Consider the following 17,557-nt stretch of genomic DNA (forward strand, 5'->3'; position numbering starts at 1 on the left):
CGGAAAGAAACGAGCTTATTTATTGAAAGCGCGCTCGAAGACCGGCCAAGAATCCTTGAGGTCCGCAATCCAGTGCGGCCAGGAGTGGGTGCCGGTATTGCGGAAGTTGTAGGTTGCCGGGATGCCAGCCTGGTCCAGCTTGGCCTTGAAGTTGTGGGTGCAGTAGTTCACGCCAGCCTCGATGGCGCCACCTTCGACCTGCAGCCGAGCGGAGCCCACAGCAGCGGCAGCAGGGTTAGCTCCCTGATTCGTATAGTAAGAATACGTATCGGTTTCTCCGGCCAACCCGGAACCGGAAGAGATGTACAGCTCCGTGCCACGCAGCTTCTCATGGTTCATCATTGCGTCGTTATAGCGGTTCGTGGCGGAGCCGAACGGGCCCCACATCTGCTCCGCGGTAGCGCCGCCGCGGTTAACGGTGAGCTCAACGGCCTTGTGCTCTACCGGGTAAGCGGTGGCTGCGCAGCCGGCGTAGGAACCGACGGCGTCGTAGAAGCCCTGGTTGTGCTCCGCCAGCAGCAGGGAGGAGGTGGCGGACATGGACATGCCCGCAATAGCGCGGTGGTTATCGGCCTTGATGTGGCCCTCGATGGCGCCCGGCAGTTCCTTGGTAAGGAAGGTTTCCCACTTCTGCGGGCCCTTGAGGTACTTAGAGTTCGGCTCGGATACCCAGTCGGTGTAGTAGGAGAAAGCACCGGCCTGCGGGATAACCACGTTGACGTTCTTGGAGTGGTAGAAATCGACGGCGTCAGAAAGCTTCAGCCAGTCCATGTCCTGCTCCGCGCCGCCTGCACCGTTGAGCAGGTAGATGGTCGGGCGGTTCTCGTCCGTCGCGCGAATGACGGCCAGCGGAATCTTGCGGCCGTTCATGGCAGGGGAGGTGGCCTGCAGCTTTTCGACGCGCGGATCGTCCTTGTACTTCTGGTACCAGGTCAGCTGCTCCAGCTCCGGGGTGACCTCTAGTGGGGCCAGGGTGGACTGGGCGGCGTTGCCCGCTACCTGCTGCGGGGTGAGCTGTGCGGCGCCCGCTAGCGGGGCGCAAGCCAAGCCTGCACACACGGCGGTGGCGGCAAGGATGGAGCTAAGACGCTTCATAGTGCTTCTTTCCTGTAGTTATGAACTCGCTGATTATACTTCTGCGCTACTTATTCCGCGGCGCCGGCAGCCTCTGCGGCTCCAGCAGCCTCTGCACCCTCTGCGCCCTTGCCCTCGACAAAGTCCTTGTCCGGGGACTGGTCAGCGGCGCTCGGGGCGTCCTTAACCTGCGCATCTTCCTCGGCCTGCGGCGCATCGATGGAAAGCTCGTTGGGCTTTACCTCCGGCTCGGCCGGTGCTTCTGCGGCGTCCTTAGCAAAGCCACGCTCGAAGGTGGCCCAGGAGGTGAAGAGATCATTGCGCCAGCCCGGCCAGGAGTGGGTGCCGGTATTGCGGAAGTTCCAGTCCGCCTTCATGCCCTGGGAGTCCATCTTGGCCTTGAGGTCATGGGTGCAGGAGTTCATCGCGGCCTCGATGACGCCGCCCTCAACGATGAGGGTGGAAGAGCCCGGAACACCCCAGTCGTTGGCGCCGCCCAGGCCGGAGTTGACCGAAACATAAGTCTCGGACTTGCCCAGGTTATTCGGATTAGCGTTCACCAAGGCATCGTTGTACACGTTGTACTCGCTGCCCATAGCGCCCCACATCTGATCGGCCGAGCCACCGCCGCGGTTGACAGTCAGCTGGGTGTACAGGCGCGGCAGCGGGCGAGAGGTGGAAGCGCAGCCAGAGAAGGAGCCCACGGCGTTGTAGAAGCCCGGGTTGTGCTCCGCCAGTAGTAGAGAGGAGGTAGCGGACATGGACATGCCGGCAATCGCGCGCTTGCCATTGCCGCCGATGTGGTCTTCCAATGCGCCCGGCAGCTCCTTGGTGAGGAAGGTTTCCCACTTCTGCGGGCCCTTGAGATAGCCGCTATTCGGGGAGGATACCCAGTCGGTGTAGTAGGAGAAGGCGCCGGCCTGCGGGATGACCACGTTGACGTCCTTGGACGTGTAGAAGTCCACCATGTCCTGCATGCCCTCGGCCTTAGGGTCGATGTCGTGGTTGGCGGTGGCGGTCAGCCAGTCCATGCCCTGCTCGGCACCGCCGGCGCCGTTGAGCAGGTACAGGGTGGGGCGCTTCTTATCAAAGTTGCCGTCCGGGGTGATGACCGCCAGCGGAACCTCGCGGCCGCCCATGGCGGCGGAGGTGGCGGTCAGGGCCTTAACGTGGTTGCCGTAGTGCTTGCCCTGGCCGCTCTTGTGGCCGAAGGCATAGCCCTTCCACTTGTCCTTATCTTTCAGCTTGGCAATATCCACCACGCGGTTTTCACCTTCGGTGGTGATGGCGTAGTTGATGTTTTCCGCATCCGCCGAGTCGGTGAGGTTAACCTCGCGAATGGTGGACGGGGTGGCGTCGCCCTGGATCTCGGCCGGCTCGACGGCGGAGGCGATAGGGGCGGAGAGGACTCCTGCCGCGATGGCGATGCCTGCGACGCTGGAGCCGATAGAGCGCAAAGTATGCATATTTTTTAGCTTCCTCGAATTAAGAGAATCTTCTCAGTAGGTATCGTTCCGCATAGCGGGAGTGTTAGCAAGACTCTATGCCTTTATAGCCCTTTTAATGTAGCAAAACCTGTGACGCATGTGGTTTGTGTGCCATAATTCTGAACGCGGCGCGTATGTAACGGTGGCGCTACAATCTCCGCTAGTACTAAACGTGTGAATAATGCGGTCCCCAACCGCGGACCCATCCCTCGCTCTAGGCAAGTAAAAACACAGAAAGAAGCATAATGAACGTTTTCGATTCCATCCTCGTGGCCATCAACGAAGTTCTGGGCCAGTTCCTGCATACCGGTTCTTCCATGTCCTCCACCGCTGCACTGGCTCTCGGCCTGTTCTAAAACACCGATTCCATAGCCCTGCGTGGGGGCGTCGCGCGCTTGCCGACGCCACCGTGCAGGGCCTTTGCGTGTTTTACCCCCGAAGCGTGGGGTACTCGGGCACAAGAGTGTGACCCAATGCGCGACATGGAGGGGAAAGTTACGTATCCTAAAGGGCGTGACTAATGAACATTATGACGTAGTAGTACTCGGCGCGGGCCCTGGCGGCTACGTGGCCGCCATCCGTGCAGCTCAGCTTGGTAAGAAAGTTGCCGTAATCGAGAAGCAGTACTGGGGCGGTGTCTGCCTCAACGTAGGCTGCATCCCTTCCAAGGCGCTGCTGAAGAACGCTGAGGTTGCCCACACCTTCAACCATGAGGCCAAGGACTTCGGCATTTCCGGCGATGTCTCCTTCGACTTCGGTGTTGCCCACAAGCGTTCCCGCAAGGTTTCCGCGGGCATCGTCAAGGGTGTCCATTACCTGATGAAGAAGAACAAGATCACCGAGATCAACGGCCTTGGCTCCTTCAAGGACGATAAGACCATCGAAATCACCGATGGTGATGACAAGGGCAAGACCGTCACCTTCGATGACTGCATCATCGCTACCGGCTCCGTGGTCAAGTCCCTGCCGGGCGTAGAACTCGGCGGCAACATCGTCTCCTACGAGGAGCAGATCCTCAACGATGAGGCCCCGAAGTCCATGGTCATCGTCGGCGCCGGCGCCATCGGCATGGAATTCGCTTATGTTCTGTCCAACTATGGCGTGGACGTCACCATCGTGGAGTTCATGGACCGCGTCCTGCCGAACGAGGACAAGGACGTCTCCAAGGCCATTGCCAAGGAGTACAAGAAGCTCGGCGTTAAGCTGCTGACCGGTTACAAGACCACCTCCGTCAAGGACAACGGCGACAATGTCACCGTTGAGGTCGAGTCTAAGGACGGCTCCAAGCAGGACACCCTCACCGTGGACCGTGCCATGATCTCCATCGGCTTCGCCCCGCGCACCGAGGGCTTCGGCTTGGAGAACACCGGCGTTGAGCTCACCGAGCGCGGCGCCATCGCCATCGATGACACTATGCGCACCAACGTGGACCACATCTATGCCATCGGTGACGTTACCGCGAAGCTGCAGCTCGCCCACGTTGCTGAGGCCCAGGGCGTTGTCGCCGCAGAGACCATCGCCGGCGTGGAGACCCAGCTTTTGGGCGACTACATGAACATGCCGCGCGCTACCTTCTGCAACCCGCAGGTCGCTTCCTTCGGCTACACCGAAGAGGCCGCCAAGGAGAAGTTCGCTGACCGCGACATTAAGGTCGCTACCTTCCCGTTCTCCGCTAACGGCAAGGCTGCCGGCCTCAATGAGACCGCGGGCTTTGTCAAGCTCATCGCGGACGGCGAGTACGGCGAGCTCATCGGCGGCCACATGGTGGGCTCCAACGTATCCGAGCTGCTGCCGGAGCTGACCCTGGCGCAGCGCTTCGACCTCACCGCTGAGGAAATCGGACGCAACGTTCACACCCACCCGACCCTCTCTGAGGCCATGAAGGAAGCAGCCGAGGGTATCGGCGGCCACATGATTAACCTCTAAGCAGGGCTGTTTGCCGACGTCGCCTTTGAGTGCGACGCCAGCGGCACCGCACCGTTCGCCCCCCTCGTCGGAGGGAGGCGGACCGCGGTGCCGCTTTTTTATGTGCATTCCACCTGGGTGGCAGCGCGTTAGTACGGTGCCACGGCGGAGCGGTGGGCATCGACGTTGATGACCTCGTTGATGGGTGGAAAGGCGCGCTGCGCGCAGTTCTCGCGCGGGCACGTGCGGCAGCCGGAGCCGATGGGGGTGGCGGTGGAGAGATCGGTGAGATCGAGGCCCTCGGCGTAGACGGTGCGGTCGGCGTGGCGGGCCTCGCAGCCTAGGCCGATGGCGAAGAGCTTATTGGTATCGCCAAAACGCCCCTGGTGGTGCTGTACCGCGCGGGAAATCCACAGGTAATTGCGGCCATCGGGCATTTGGGCCAACTGGCGGGAAATGATGCCCGGCTGGGTGAAGGTCTCGTAAACATTCCACAGTGGGCAGGTGCCGCCATTATTGGAAAAGTGCACGCCGGTGGCGGATTGGCGCTTGGACATGTTTCCGGCGCGGTCGACACGGACGAAGGTAAAAGGAATGCCGCGGAGGTTATCGCGCTGCAGGGTGGACAGGCGGGAGGCCACGGATTCATAGCCCACGCCGAAGACCTGGCAGAGGTATTCCACGTCGTAGCCAGAGCGCTCGGCTTCGGAATGCATCAGTGCATAGGGCATTACGGTGGCGGCGGCGAAGTAGCTGGCCAAGCCGCGCTGCGCGAGGTTGCGCGAAGCATCCGAGGTAAACGGCTCCTCCTCCACTAGGGAGGCGATATCGTCCCCGGCCTCGAGGAAGCCCAGCTCCGCGGCCATGCGGAAGGCGCGCTGGCCTTCGCTCAGGCGCGACGCGAGCCGGAACTCGCCGGTCTCGCGGTCGAAGCTGTGCAGCGTGCCATCCATCTGGGAAGTGATGTGGATATCTACGTTGTGCCGATCGCGCAGGCGTTGGGCCAGGGCGTGTTCGGTGTCGCGGATGCCGAAGTGGGTGACCGAGAGGGCGTCGGCAAGCTGCTCTGCATGGTGGTCCAGGTTGTCCAAGTAGTTTTGGCGGGCATAGAAGAAATCGCGCACCTCATCGTGTGGCATGGACAGTGCCTGGGTGGCCTCGGTGGTGCGGCGGGTATCGGTGGCGAGTGAGAGCTTATCGCGCACATTGCGGTAGCGGCGGTGGACATCCACCAGCGTGCGGGCGACGGTGGGGTGGTTATAGACCAGCTCGGAGAGCTCCTGCAGCTCGACGGGGGAGGGGCAGAGCTCCTTGTCTTGGATGACGTCCTGGATCTCCGCGAGGAGGCGCGAGTCATCGTCGCGGGAGAAGAAGGTGGCGTCAACTCCGAAGACCTCGGTGATGCGAAGGAGGACCGGAACGGTAAGTGGCCGAACGTCGTGCTCGATCTGATTGACGTAGCTGGCGGAGAGCCCCAGCGTCGCAGCAAGGGAGGCCTGACTGAGATCGCGCTCACGGCGAAGCTGGCGAAGGCGAGATCCCACATACGTCTTACTCATGCCGGCAAGGTTACTGGCTGGCCTGCGGGTGTGCACCTTAATCGCAAAGATCTTGTGAAGAATGTTCACCCGCCTGTGGGCTACATGTGGGTTTCATGCGAAAGTTTGACACATAAAGGGGTAAGGCGGTCACTCTAGTAACACCGGGTGACCAAGTTCACAACTGCGGAGGGAATTACGCAACGTCAATATTGCGGAATTCCGAGCAGCCAAGGTAGTGACGTTTTGCCCCGAGCCTTCTAAGGCAACCCTTACCTAAAAGAATTCTGACTTTAACCGTACCGCCGTACCGTTAGGTGAAACGCTGCAGGAATTGACTAGTAACCAGCGGTTAAGCCCAGTTAAAGTGAGGGCGACAATGGAGGTGTCATGACTTTAAGAAATCCGGACCGTGAGGCAGTAGCTCACGGCCACATCACTAACGAACCAATCCGCCAGAAGCCGGGAGTGCCCTCCTGGGTTCTGAAGCTCATCATGGCCGTCACTGGCCTGCTTTTCGCCCTCTTCGTTGTTGGCCACATGGCCGGCAACCTGAAGTTGTACTTGCCGGCGCACGGCGGCGAAGAGGCGCTGGATGAATACGGCGCATTCCTGCGCTCCATGGGCGAGCCACTGTTCCCGCACGAGGGCGCATTGTGGATCATCCGCGCCGTCCTGCTGGTTGCCATCCTTGCCCATATCTACGGTGCGATCGCTTTGACTGCCCGCTCCAAGGCTTCCCGCGGCAAGTTCAGCCGCAGCAACCTTATGGGTGGCCTAGATTCCTTCGCCACCAAGACCATGCTGGTCTCCGGCCTGGTTTTGCTGCTGTTCATCATCTTCCACCTGCTGGACCTGACCATGGGCGTGCAGCCCATCGCCCCAGGTGACTTCGCAGAGGGTGCGGTGAAGGCCAACATGATTGCTACCTTCAGCCGCTGGCCGGTCACCATCGTGTACGTGATTGCCATGTGCTTCCTGTTCCTGCACCTCACCCACGGCATTCGCCTTGCCGCCTCTGACCTGGGTATCACCGGTGCGAAGTGGCGTCAGACCTTCCTGATCCTGGCGTACGTCATCCCGGCCGTTGTCTGCATCGGCAACATCGTTATGCCTTTGTCCGTTGCCCTGGGCTTGGTCAGCTAAAGGAGTTAGAAACCCATGACTAATACTGAACTCAAGCGCGAGCACCCTAAGTTCTCGCACCCACAGTCCATCGTTCCGGGCGTATCTGCCGGCAACATCCTGGAATCCCACGAGCCGCACGGCGTGCCGATGAAGGATATGTGGTCCCACCAAAAGGACCACATGCAGCTGGTCTCCCCGCTGAACCGCCGCAAGTTTGAGGTTCTCGTGGTTGGTACCGGCCTGTCCGCTGGTTCCGCTGCGGCCGCACTGGGCGAGCTGGGCTACAAGGTAAAGGTATTCACCTACCACGATTCCCCGCGCCGCGCGCACTCCATTGCCGCGCAGGGTGGCGTCAACGCCTCCCGTGCCAAGAAGGTGGACAATGACTCCGCCTACCGCCACACCAAGGACACCGTGAAGGGCGGCGACTACCGCTGCCGCGAGTCCGACTGCTGGCGCCTGGCAAACGAGTCCGTCCGCGTCATCGACCACATGAACGCCATCGGCGCCCCATTCGCTCGCGAGTACGGCGGCACCCTGGCTACCCGTTCCTTCGGTGGCGTGCAGGTCTCCCGTACCTACTACACCCGTGGCCAAACAGGTCAGCAGCTGCAGCTGTCCACCACTTCGGCGCTGTACCGCCAGATCGGCCTGGGCAACGTGGAGCTCTTCGCTCACAACGACCTGCAGGACATCATCGTCTACAACGACAACGGTAAGAAGCGTGCCGGCGGCATCGTTACCCGCAACCTGATTACCGGTGAGCTCAAGGCCTTCACCGGCCACGCAGTTGTGCTGGGTACCGGCGGCTACGGCAACGTCTACCACATGTCCACCCTGGCAAAGAACTCCAATGCCAGCGCCATGATGCGTGCGTACGACAGCGGTGCTTACCTGGCTTCCCCGGCCTTCGTGCAGTTCCACCCGACGGGCCTGCCGGTCAACTCCGATTGGCAGTCCAAGACCATCCTGATGTCGGAGTCCCTGCGTAACGACGGCCGCATTTGGTCCCCGAAGAAGGAGGGCGACGACCGCGACCCGAATACCATTCCGGAAGAAGAGCGCGACTACTTCTTGGAACGCCGCTACCCGGCATTCGGCAACCTGGTTCCGCGCGACGTTGCTTCCCGTGCCATCTCCCAGCAGATCAACGCCGGCCTGGGCGTTGGCCCGCTGCATAACTCGGTGTACCTGGACTTCCGCGACGCCATCGAGCGCCTGGGCAAGGACAAGATCCGCGAGCGCTACTCCAACCTCATCGAGATGTACGAAGAAGCCATCGGCGAGTCTGCTTATGAGACCCCGATGCGCATCGCCCCGACCTGCCACTTCACCATGGGTGGCCTGTGGACCGACTTCAACGAGATGACCTCTATCGACGGCCTCTTTGCCGCCGGTGAGTGCTCCTGGACCTACCACGGTGCTAACCGCCTGGGTGCTAACTCCCTGCTTTCGGCTTCCGTCGATGGCTGGTTCACCTTGCCGTTTACCATCCCGAACTACTTGGCCGACCACCTCAACGAGGAGAAGCTGGCCGAGGATTCCCCAGAGGCACAGGCAACCCTGGCACAGTCCCAGGAGCGCATCGACCGCCTCATGGGCGTGCGCGGTGAGAACCCGCACGGTCCGTCCTACTACCACCGCCAGCTGGGCGATATCCTCTACCACGGCTGCGGCGTCTCCCGTAACGTCGAGGACCTCAAGACCGCGATCACCAAGATCCGCGAGCTGCGCGAGGACTTCTGGGCTAACGTCCGCATTCCGGGTGAGTCCAACGACATGAACCAGGTGCTGGAGTACGGCCTGCGCGTTGCCGACTACCTGGACTTGGGCGAGCTCATGTGTGTTGACGCTCTGGACCGCGATGAGTCCTGTGGTGCTCACTTCCGCGAGGACCACCTCACCGAGGACGGCGAGGCAGAACGCGACGATGAGAACTGGTGCTTCGTTTCCGCATGGGAGCCGGGCGCAAATAAGAACGAGTTCATCCGCCACGCCGAGCCGCTGTACTTTGATTCGATCCCGCTGATGACAAGGAACTACAAGTAATGAAACTGACACTTGAGATCTGGCGTCAAGCCGGACCGACCCAAGAAGGCCACTTCGAGACCGTCCAGGTGGATGACGCCTCTGAGCAGATGTCCATCCTGGAGCTGCTGGACCACGTCAACGAGGGCTACATTGAGCGCGGCGAAGAGCCCTTCGCCTTCGCCTCTGACTGCCGTGAGGGCATCTGTGGTACCTGTGGTCTGACCGTCAACGGCCGTCCACACGGCCCTGGTCAAAACACCCCGGCCTGCCAGCAGCGCCTGTTCAACTTCACTGATGGCCAGACCATCAAGCTGGAGCCCTTCCGTTCCGCTGCCTACCCGGTCATTAAGGACATGATCGTGGACCGTGCGGCACTGGATCACGTGATGGAGCAGGGTGGCTACGTTTCCATGGATGCTGGCACCGCCCCGGATGCGGATACCATGCACATCAACCATGAGACCTCCGAGTACTCGCTGGACCACGCTGCCTGCATCGGCTGCGGTGCCTGCGTCGCTGCCTGCCCGAACGGTGCGGCTCACCTGTTTACCGGCGCAAAGCTGGTGCACCTCTCCCTCATGCCGCTGGGCAAGGAAGAGCGTGGCCGCCGTGCCCGCAACATGGTCGACGACCTGGAGGCCAACTTCGGCCACTGCTCCCTCTACGGTGAGTGCGCTGATGTTTGTCCGGCCGGCGTTCCGCTGACCGCAGTTTCTGCGGTTACCCGCGAACGTGCACGTGCTGCTTTCCGTGGCAAGGACGACTAAGCTAAGGTTATTCCGTAGGAATACTAGGAACGAGAGAAAGACAGAAAGACTCCGCCATGAGCGATAACACCCACGCAGTCGCTGACTACGCCAGCGAGACCTACCCGGAGTTCTCCGGCAAGATTCAGGACACCTACATTGAGGGCTACGATCCAGTATCCTTCGGTGCTCCTCACTCTTCCCTTCTGCGCACCTCCACCTGGGTGGGCATGGGTCTAATCCTGTCTTGCCTCCCGGCCGCCGGCATCCTCATCTGGGGCCTTGGCGTGTGGGACAACCCCATCGGCACTGCCGGTGAGGGCAACTACTCCCTGACCATCATCATCGGCATTATCGCTCTGGTGGCTGTGGCAATCGCCGCATTCGGCACCGTCCACTACGGCCGCCGCTACTACCGCAAGTACCGCAAGGAAACCGGCCGCGCTAACTAGTATTCGCTCTTAAGCCAAGCACCAACAACCCCCGCTCCCCACAGCATGCACGCCATGCAGGGAGGCGGGGGTTGTTACATATCCTCCGCCAAAGACCCAAGAAGACGCCAGCATAGCGTTGCTTTAAGCAGCGCTTGCCGACGCCTCCCTCCATACCGTTGCTTCAACGCCCCCCCAGATCGCGATCGAGAGGTGCTCCCCGCGTTCGTAGTTGAACGAAGGCGGATCAGTGGGTGCTGTTGCAAAGTTGGGGCAGTAGGAAGAGCGACGTGAAATAATCACAGCCATGGGTATCTTCTCCGGTCGTCATTTCCCCCGTGACATCATTCTGTGGGCAGTGCGGTGGTACTGCCGCTACGGGGTGAGCTACCGCGATCTGGAGGAAATGATGACCGAGCGGGGCGTGCCGGTCGATCACACCACGATCTACCGCTGGGTCCAGAAATACGCCCCTGAGCTGGACAAGCAAACACGGTGGTACCGGCAGGTACCTGATTGGCAGGCCAGTTCCTGGCGGGTGGATGAGACCTATATCCGGGTCGGTGGCAGGTGGTGCTATCTCTATCGGGCGATCACCGCCGGTGGTCAGACCCTGGACTTTTACCTCTCTCCGAAGCGGAACGTGGCTGCAGCGAAGCGTTTCCTGGCCAAGGCCCTCAGATCCAATGCGTCAGCCGGGTATCCCAGAGTGATCAACACCGATAAAGCACCCTCACTAGCCAGGGCAATCGCCGAGTTGAAGTCAGAGGGAATCTGCCCGCCAACAGTGGAACACCGGCAGGTGAAATACCTCAACAACATCTTCCAGAATATCTAAGCAGGCTGGGCCATAATGCTGGCCAGGCGACGAAGAAAGGAGTGTTCGCGGTTCTCCACCCAACTTTGCAACAGCACCCCCGTATGCAACTCGATGCTAGAGACAAGAAATACAGTTTCGCTTTTCACCGTGAGTAGACATGGAAAATAGCAAAGTTCTTGTTTTAATTGGAATCACCCTAATTATTTGGTGCGCGTTATACAGGTACAGAACAACCACCGCTAAATGGGTTTTTATTGCAGCCTCTTTAAGCACCTGTCTAGCGTTTGTCCTAGGTCTATCAGGATTTCTAGGGTTAGGTCATGGTTACATCGATTTGTTGTCTCTAGTAAACGTATTTTTAAACGCATTTATATTGTTGGCCATAGGCCAGTTCCGCAATCGAAACAGATCGGACCACGTAAAAGATGTATAGAGCAATGCCCCAAACGTGGGTCACGGGACTCGCTGGTAAAGACATTTCCGGAAAAGATATGTCCAACTATGATCTGACGGATATCAATCTCGAAGGAAGCATATGCAAAGGATGCTCGTTCCGCGGCTCCATGGTGGCATGGGCTAACTTGAAATCGGCAGATTTCACCGACGCAGATTTTACGAACGCAATTCTTAGCGAGTCAGACCTTCGTGGAGCGACATTAACGCGCGCTAATCTTACTAACGCATATCTAGTACCTGTTACCGCCAATCCAAGGCAATTCTCTGGATGTACAGGTTTGGATGCAAGGAATGCGATATTTTATAGCCCTTGATTGCGCCTACACGAATTCCGTTTGAACCCTTCTTTATAATGAGCATTGAAAACGTGTAAACAACGCAAGGTGAGGGTAAATCAGCGCACTCGCCGAGCCCGCCATAAATCAGAACATATGCTAAAGCATATGTTCTGATTTTGTGGTTTTAGCTGCTGGTTTCCCTAGAGAAGATGAAAGCAAGGGGCAAATCGACATGATAATGCGTGTCTCTGGGTGAACCTGGGCGGATTTTTACTTTGCGTACTTCTGGGCATTAAAAGCCTCTGACGCTGCTTCCGGGAAAGTTGGAATTGGGGATGTGGTTATGACACTACGGTTGGGCTCTATCCAACAATCGCTTTCGAGGGGGATAGCCTTCTGCTGCTCGGACACGTCACCGCGTTTCGTGATGCGAACGTAGTCTTGATCAATAAATTCGCTGCGCCAGCAGAGTGTCAGCGCAGCGATGTGCAGAGACAGAGACGAGGAGGCCGAGGATTAGTCGTCCTTCAGGCCGCCGATAACCTTGTTGGCCTTATCCTTCATACCCTCGGCAGCATCGAAGAGCTTATCCTTAGCCTCGGAAGCGACCTGGTCAACCCCATTAAGACCGCCTGCTTAGACAAACGAAGTAAGTATTTGTGCTGGTGGGTGTTTATCTTCATCTAACAGAAAACCGGGGCCCTTCTGTTCAGATTCTTTGGCGTCCACAAACTTAATTACTGAAGGCAGAGGTCGAGTGCTTTTAAGCACGCACTAGTCTTAATGGCCGAAGCCCGAATACACCTTCACAACCCCAAGGAGAACTCATGACGCACCGCGCGGACGACAGCCTCGAAACGGCTACGGCAACGGCATCGTCGGGTGCTGCTCCCGTGCCGCAGGCTGGCAATCAGGAGGCCCGGCGTGCGGACCTGCGCCGGTGGAAGGCGATTGCGCTGTCGTTCCTGATTGGTGCCGCGGTGATCTTTTTGGGGTGTTCGTGGTGGCAGGCGTCGGAAAGCGGGGCTCCAGTGTGGGTGGGCTACGTGCGTGCCGCAGCGGAGGCCGGCATGGTAGGTGGCCTGGCGGACTGGTTTGCGGTAACCGCGTTATTTCGCCGGCCGTTGGGGCTGCCCATCCCGCATACGGCGCTGATTCCGAATAATAAGGACCGCGTGGGCGATGCCTTAAGTGACTTCGTGGAGGAGAACTTCCTTACCGCAGATGCGCTTAGCGCCAAGGTGCGGGAGGCGGAGCTGCCGCTATGGCTGGCGCGCCAGGGCGTGGAGCCCGGCAAGGCGGAGGAGGTCTCCGCGTGGATTGGTCAGCGTGCCGCCAGCGTAGTCGCAGATTTGGACCCCGAAGAAGCAGAGCATTTCATCCGCACCCAAGTCATGGACCGCCTGGCCGAGCCAGAGTGGGGCCCGCCGCTCGGCAGGTTGCTGGAGGGCTATATTGCTGACGGCAAGGCTCGTCCGCTGGAAGACGACCTCATTGAGTGGGCGCACGGCAAGATTCTGAGCATGGAGCCCACCGTGGTCACCGCAATCGACGAGCGCATGCCGGGATGGGCGCCGCGCTTTGCCCGCGAGATGGTGGGGGAGAAGGTCTATACCGAGCTCGTGGAATTCGCCGATGAGGTGCGCCGCAACGGCAACCACGAGGCCCGCCTGGCCATTCGCCGCAACCTGTCCAAGCTGGCCTCGGATCTGCAGTGGGATGCGGACATGCGCGGGCGCATTGAGGGCATCAAGCAAGAGATGCTCGCCTCCGACCAAGCCCAGCAGGCACCGGCGGCCATGTGGCGCACGGTATCCACCACGCTCATTGACCAGCTCAATGACCCGGAGTCCTTCCTGCGCCAGAAGATTACGGCCAAGGTAAAGGAGCTGGCGCACCGCCTGCTCGAGGACTCCGAATTCCTGGCCCAGGCCAATGCGCTCGTGGATAAGGCCGCGCGCTACGCGGTGGAGAAATTCGCCCCGGAAATCATTGCGATTATCCCCGAGACCATCAAGCGCTGGGATGCGGAGGAAGCTTCCCACAATATCGAGCTCATGGTGGGCAAAGACCTGCAGTTTATTCGTTTGAACGGCACTATCGTCGGTTCCCTGGCAGGATTGGTGATATTCGCGATCAACCACCTTATCTTTGGTGCTTAGACAAAAGGAGTAATGAGCAATGAGCGATAATAAGAAGATTTTTGATTCCCTGAAGGATGCCGGCAGCGCTGCTTTTGAGGTAGCCAAGGACTTCGGCGGCCGCCTGCAAGAAGAGCGCACCCAGCACGCTCAAGCACACAGCCCCTACGGCGCCACCGGCAAGGACGGCCTGGTGGACAAGGCCACCACCACCGCGAAGGAATTTGGTGCTTCCTTGAAGAAGGCCGCCGATGGCACCCGCGAGTCCGCGTCTTTCGCTGATGCCAAGGGCAAGTTCACTACCGCCTACCAAGAGACCCGTGGGGGCGTTATGGACGCCTATAATTCCGCCCAGGCCCGCCGCGCGGAAAAGAAGAATGCGCCGCGCCCCGGCCAGAATTCGGCTCCTTCGCAGGGCGATAATATTATCGATGGCGAAGTAATCGACACCGACGACCCACAGAATTAATCTGCATGTATTTCCTTTATGAACTTGCCTGGAATCTAGACGGCTACATCTTCCGAATCCTCACCCTGACCGCCATCGTCGGTGCGGTGCTTGCCGCCGCCACGCGCGAGGATGCCTTCCGCGCCGGCGACCGTCAGGGCAAGTGGGTGTGGGTTGGCCTGCTGGCGGGCTCGGCCGTAGCGATGGCCACCGGCATGCCATTCCTTTCCTGGATCGGCACGGTCATTACCGGCGTGTACTGGTTTGATGTGCGCCCGCAGCTCAAGGCCATCATCAACGGCGATTACAGCTACTAATGCTTAACCTGCTTGCTGCCCCGGCCGCGACGGTCAAGGACCGCGCCGCCGATAACACCGTCGTGGTCTCCCCGCACCATGTTTCCATTGCCGCGGGGGCCGGCGCGGCCGATATCATCTCCGTCGCCGGCTATCCCACCGGCCGCCATCACACGCTCATCAAGGCCTCTGAGGCGCGCTTGGCCATCCAGTCGGGCGCCAGCGAGGTGTGGGTCAGCCTTGATGAGACCGTGACGGATGCCAATGCCGTGCTCTCCGAGCTCATCGCCATCCGCGAGGCCTGCCCGGATCCGGCCCGCTTGGGCCTCATCGTCCCAGACGCCCCGCTTGCCGACGCCACCCTCATCGCCGCCCACCAAGCCGGCTACCAGCGCCTCATTGTGCGCAGCTCCGCGGCCGCAGGCGCGGACCGCGCGGAATCCGGTGCCGGTGAAGAAGGTATGAAAAAAGGACCGGCGTTGGCTGCTGCCATGCTTCCGGTCCTCGAATTTCCCGCCGCTTTGGTTTAGGCGGCTTCCTTCTGCGCGTCCTGCTGCGGCGCGCCATTGTTAGACCCACCATTGCCGGCGGTGCCCTCGCCGCCACCGGCCAGCTTGTCCATGTCGTTCATCGGAACATCGGTGCCGGTGATGGTGAGCTTGAGCTCGCCATCGAGCACCTCTACGGAATCGACGTTCATGTCCGAGCCCACGAACTGATCCGACATGCCGTTTTGCAGCGCGGAGGAGATGGCTTCGGTGGCCTGGTCCGGCAGCTCGAGGCCGAAGATGGCGGCCTCGGTGGCGCGGATATCGAGCTTTCCATCGTGGGCAGTGGGCTCCAGCGAGAGGTTGGCCAGGCCGCCGGCGAACTTCACGTCCAGCACATGGTCCTGCTCATTGGCGGTAATCTCCGTGACTACCATATTGCCTACCTTGTCGCTGCCGGCCTGCTCGGAAATGCCCTTCTGGAAGGAGGCCAGCAGGTAGTCATCCGGCACGGTGGTAGAAGCGCGCAGCTTGCCGGCCACCGGGTTGTCCTGGTCCGTGCTCATGTCTTCCACGTGGATCTCGGAGGCAGGCTGGCCCTTGATCTCAGTGCCGTCGATTTGCAGGGTGGACGGCGTGGTCATATCCATCTGGGAAATGGAGCCCTTAAACAACCCCAGCAGGAGTGGGCTGCCGCCGAAGCTGACGGAGGGGTCCTCTTTGACCTGGATGCCCTCTTGCTCAGCGGCCTCGTTGAACTGCGAGGTCATCTGGTGGCCGATGAACCAGCGCAGGCCGAACTCGGCCAGCAGGATGAGCACGAGGAGTGCTACGAGGATGCCAATGATGATTTTCCAGGCGAGTGAACCCGCCGATTTCTTCGAAGCCATGCGTACCAGTGTGGCGCATGAGACGGCGCGGGGCAAAGTCTGCGGCGAAGTTAGCAGGACATTTTTAACCTTGCGGCGCCACCGATTCCCAGTCCACAGTGAGCACATTATCGCGCAGGCGCCGGCGGACGGGGTGGATGTTGAAGGGGGCGTCGGCAAGCATGGCGCGTGCTCTACGCCAGCGCACGCGCGGGCCGTAAGGCGCCCAGCCGGCCGCGCGGTCCCAAGCCTCGTCGGCGGCCTGAAGCAGCTCGTGGATGGGCTCGCCGGGCACGTTGCGGTGGATAAGGATTTTGGGCAGGCGCTCGGCAATATCGGAAGGGCGCGCCACGTCAAACGGGTCCCACGCCAGGGTGAGCGTCCGCGGACCATGGGCATCGAGTAGCAACCAGGCTGCGCGCCGGCCGAGCTCATCGCAGGTGCCCTCCACAAAGAAGCCGCCCGGGGCAAGCCGGGAACACACCGTCTGCCAGGCCTCTTCCACCTGGTCCACGTCATATTGGCGCAGCACATTAAACGCGCGCACCAGCTGCGGCCGGTAGCCTGCCAGCTCAAAACCGCCCAGCTCGAAGCGCACGCCATCGCGTGGCGGCAGCACCCGGTCCGGGTGGATCTCCAACCCGCGCACGTCTACCTGCGGATTCGCCCGGCGCAGCCACCCCGCCCACTCCACGGTGGTCGCATGCGAGGCCCCGTAGCCCACATCGAGCGCCAGCGGCGTATCCACATGCCGCAGCAGCGCGGAAATCTCCGGGTGCGCGAGCATCCACCTATCGCAGCGCCGCAGCCGGTTGTGGTTGGTGGTGCCGCGGGTAATAACGCCAAAAGGCCGACCCGCAGCTGCGCTGGCGCGCAGATTATGTGCGTGGTCGGCCATAGATATTGGGGCTTAAGAACTTAGGCGTTCTCAGAAATCCACTGTTCGGTCAGCTTGCCCTCATTATCGAAGAGCTCGCCCAGGGACTCGCCCACCTTCGGCTCGATGGCGGCGCCCATCATCGGAATGTTGACGGAAATCTCGTTGACGTAGGACAGCTTGGTCATTTCGCCTTCGCCGGCCAGGGAGATATCGCCCTTGAAATCAACCGGGGTGCCCTTGACGTCCGCGGTGTAGTTAACGTCAGCAGCCTCACCGTTGAGCTCGCCCACGGTAACCACGCGCTTGACCTTCAGGTCCTGGGAGACCATGGCGCGCACTGCCTCTGGCAGCAGGGTGGTCGGCAGAACCTCGAAGAGGGTGGCTACGTTATCGCTGAAGTCGTGCACCTGGCCCGCCTCGGGGGAGAGGTTGGCCACGATGTACTCCCAGTATTCCTTGGTGAGCAGCGCCTTGTGGACCTTTTCGATGGGCTGATTGATGGTTACGGTGTTTTCACTACGGGTTGACATGCCTAACAGAC

General features: G+C 60.3%; 16 protein-coding genes and 1 pseudogene. 11 read left to right on the forward strand and 6 right to left on the reverse strand.

Annotated features, from left to right (window positions below):
- Positions 1-15: 15 nt before the first annotated feature.
- Together RAE09_RS03540 and RAE09_RS03545 are read right to left on the reverse strand one after the other, a co-directional pair.
- Positions 16-1,095, reverse strand: coding sequence for an alpha/beta hydrolase (locus RAE09_RS03540; protein ID WP_316980964.1), 1,080 nt, complete (start codon positions 1,093-1,095; stop codon positions 16-18).
- Between the two features lie 50 nt (positions 1,096-1,145).
- Positions 1,146-2,540, reverse strand: a complete 1,395-nt coding sequence (locus RAE09_RS03545) for an alpha/beta hydrolase (RefSeq protein ID WP_316980965.1) — start codon at positions 2,538-2,540, stop codon at positions 1,146-1,148.
- Positions 2,541-3,074: 534 nt separating this feature from the next.
- Here RAE09_RS03545 and lpdA point away from each other — a divergent pair.
- Positions 3,075-4,487, forward strand: coding sequence for a dihydrolipoyl dehydrogenase (gene lpdA / locus RAE09_RS03550; RefSeq protein ID WP_005327177.1), 1,413 nt, complete (start codon positions 3,075-3,077; stop codon positions 4,485-4,487).
- Between the two features lie 128 nt (positions 4,488-4,615).
- Here lpdA and ramB read toward each other — a convergent pair whose 3' ends face one another.
- Positions 4,616-6,025 (reverse strand): acetate metabolism transcriptional regulator RamB, encoded by a 1,410-nt coding sequence (ramB, locus tag RAE09_RS03555; RefSeq protein ID WP_316980966.1) that lies wholly within the window; start codon positions 6,023-6,025, stop codon positions 4,616-4,618.
- 369 nt (positions 6,026-6,394) lie between these two features.
- Between ramB and RAE09_RS03560 the strand changes: the two genes are divergently transcribed.
- The 10 genes and pseudogenes from RAE09_RS03560 to RAE09_RS03600 all read left to right on the forward strand — a co-directional run bounded on the left by RAE09_RS03560 (position 6,395) and on the right by RAE09_RS03600 (position 15,309).
- Positions 6,395-7,150 (forward strand): succinate dehydrogenase cytochrome b subunit, encoded by a 756-nt coding sequence (locus RAE09_RS03560; protein ID WP_316980967.1) that lies wholly within the window; start codon positions 6,395-6,397, stop codon positions 7,148-7,150.
- 15 nt (positions 7,151-7,165) lie between these two features.
- Positions 7,166-9,181, forward strand: coding sequence for a fumarate reductase/succinate dehydrogenase flavoprotein subunit (locus RAE09_RS03565; RefSeq protein ID WP_239230185.1), 2,016 nt, complete (start codon positions 7,166-7,168; stop codon positions 9,179-9,181).
- Positions 9,181-9,930 (forward strand): succinate dehydrogenase/fumarate reductase iron-sulfur subunit, encoded by a 750-nt coding sequence (locus RAE09_RS03570; RefSeq protein ID WP_005327185.1) that lies wholly within the window; start codon positions 9,181-9,183, stop codon positions 9,928-9,930. The genes RAE09_RS03565 and RAE09_RS03570 overlap by 1 nt, the downstream gene beginning before the upstream one ends.
- Positions 9,931-9,986: 56 nt before the next feature.
- On the forward strand, positions 9,987-10,361 hold the full coding sequence (locus RAE09_RS03575) for a hypothetical protein (protein WP_005323072.1): 375 nt from the start codon (positions 9,987-9,989) through the stop codon (positions 10,359-10,361).
- Between the two features lie 286 nt (positions 10,362-10,647).
- A pseudogene (locus RAE09_RS03580) lies at positions 10,648-11,169 on the forward strand (IS6 family transposase); the annotation flags it as partial.
- A 482-nt stretch (positions 11,170-11,651) separates the two neighbouring features.
- Positions 11,652-11,930, forward strand: coding sequence for a pentapeptide repeat-containing protein (locus tag RAE09_RS11900; RefSeq protein WP_367239367.1), 279 nt, complete (start codon positions 11,652-11,654; stop codon positions 11,928-11,930).
- Between the two features lie 791 nt (positions 11,931-12,721).
- The gene (locus RAE09_RS03585; protein WP_316980968.1) at positions 12,722-14,056 is read left to right on the forward strand and encodes a DUF445 domain-containing protein; all 1,335 of its coding nucleotides are present in this window, start codon (positions 12,722-12,724) and stop codon (positions 14,054-14,056) included.
- 19 nt (positions 14,057-14,075) lie between these two features.
- A complete protein-coding gene (locus tag RAE09_RS03590; RefSeq protein ID WP_316980969.1) occupies positions 14,076-14,504 on the forward strand; it encodes a CGLAU_01105 family protein in 429 nt (142 codons plus the stop codon).
- Positions 14,505-14,509: 5 nt separating this feature from the next.
- The gene (locus tag RAE09_RS03595) at positions 14,510-14,800 is read left to right on the forward strand and encodes a DUF2516 family protein (protein WP_150851018.1); all 291 of its coding nucleotides are present in this window, start codon (positions 14,510-14,512) and stop codon (positions 14,798-14,800) included.
- Positions 14,800-15,309: a beta/alpha barrel domain-containing protein gene (locus RAE09_RS03600; protein ID WP_316980970.1), complete on the forward strand. Its 510-nt coding sequence runs from the start codon at positions 14,800-14,802 to the stop codon at positions 15,307-15,309. Before RAE09_RS03595 ends, RAE09_RS03600 begins: the two co-directional genes overlap by 1 nt.
- Here the strand turns inward: RAE09_RS03600 and RAE09_RS03605 are convergent.
- The 3 genes from RAE09_RS03605 to RAE09_RS03615 form a co-directional block, all read right to left on the reverse strand.
- The gene (locus tag RAE09_RS03605) at positions 15,306-16,157 is read right to left on the reverse strand and encodes an LmeA family phospholipid-binding protein (RefSeq protein ID WP_316980971.1); all 852 of its coding nucleotides are present in this window, start codon (positions 16,155-16,157) and stop codon (positions 15,306-15,308) included. The two genes, RAE09_RS03600 and RAE09_RS03605, sit on opposite strands and share 4 nt — an antisense overlap.
- A 64-nt stretch (positions 16,158-16,221) precedes the next feature.
- A complete protein-coding gene (locus tag RAE09_RS03610; protein ID WP_239193807.1) occupies positions 16,222-17,034 on the reverse strand; it encodes a class I SAM-dependent methyltransferase in 813 nt (270 codons plus the stop codon).
- 20 nt (positions 17,035-17,054) lie between these two features.
- Positions 17,055-17,546 carry a DUF2505 domain-containing protein gene (locus RAE09_RS03615; protein ID WP_179387320.1) on the reverse strand — a complete coding sequence of 164 codons (492 nt, stop codon included), beginning with the start codon at positions 17,544-17,546 and terminating at the stop codon, positions 17,055-17,057.
- Positions 17,547-17,557 lie beyond the last annotated feature (11 nt).

The organism is Corynebacterium tuberculostearicum (assembly GCF_032821615.1).
Classification (GTDB): domain Bacteria; phylum Actinomycetota; class Actinomycetes; order Mycobacteriales; family Mycobacteriaceae; genus Corynebacterium; species Corynebacterium tuberculostearicum_H.